The sequence below is a fragment of the Rummeliibacillus pycnus genome, assembly GCF_050459865.1.
GTDB classification, from domain to species: Bacteria; Bacillota; Bacilli; order Bacillales_A; family Planococcaceae; genus Rummeliibacillus; species Rummeliibacillus pycnus_B.
The window spans coordinates 1-463 of record NZ_JBCMNM010000114.1; the positions used below are offsets into that span (position 1 = coordinate 1).

General features: G+C 51.0%; 4 tRNA genes. All 4 read left to right on the forward strand.

Annotation, left to right across the window (positions count from 1 at the left end):
* The first annotated feature begins 31 nt into the window (after nt 1–31).
* The 4 genes from ABE048_RS19555 (at nt 32) to ABE048_RS19570 (ending at nt 412) form a co-directional block, all read left to right on the forward strand.
* A tRNA-Ala gene (locus tag ABE048_RS19555) sits at nt 32–107 on the forward strand.
* 32 nt (nt 108–139) lie between these two features.
* Nucleotides 140–213, forward strand: a tRNA-Met gene (locus tag ABE048_RS19560).
* 9 nt (nt 214–222) lie between these two features.
* Nucleotides 223–299 (forward strand) — tRNA-Ile (locus tag ABE048_RS19565).
* 20 nt (nt 300–319) lie between these two features.
* Nucleotides 320–412, forward strand: a tRNA-Ser gene (locus ABE048_RS19570).
* The last annotated feature ends 51 nt before the right edge of the window (nt 413–463 follow it).

Sequence of the window (463 nt, forward strand, 5' to 3'; positions counted from 1 at the left end):
TGTCTTCCCGACCATTTTAAATAAACTTATTGGGGCCTTAGCTCAGCTGGGAGAGCGCCTGCCTTGCACGCAGGAGGTCAGCGGTTCGATCCCGCTAGGCTCCACCAATTTAAAACTTTAACCAATTTATAGTAACCATGGCGGCCTAGCTCAGCTGGCTAGAGCGTACGGTTCATACCCGTAAGGTCGGGGGTTCGATCCCCTCGGCCGCCATACCTAAAAGGACCTTTAGCTCAGTTGGTTAGAGCAGACGGCTCATAACCGTCCGGTCGCAGGTTCGAGTCCTGCAAGGTCCACCATTCTTATTAATGAGATGTTCGGAGGAATACCCAAGTCTGGCTGAAGGGATCGGTCTTGAAAACCGACAGGCGGGTCATACCGCGCGGGGGTTCGAATCCCTCTTCCTCCTCCATTTTTATTGAATAATGAATATAAGTTAATACTATTATCGCGGGGTGGAGCA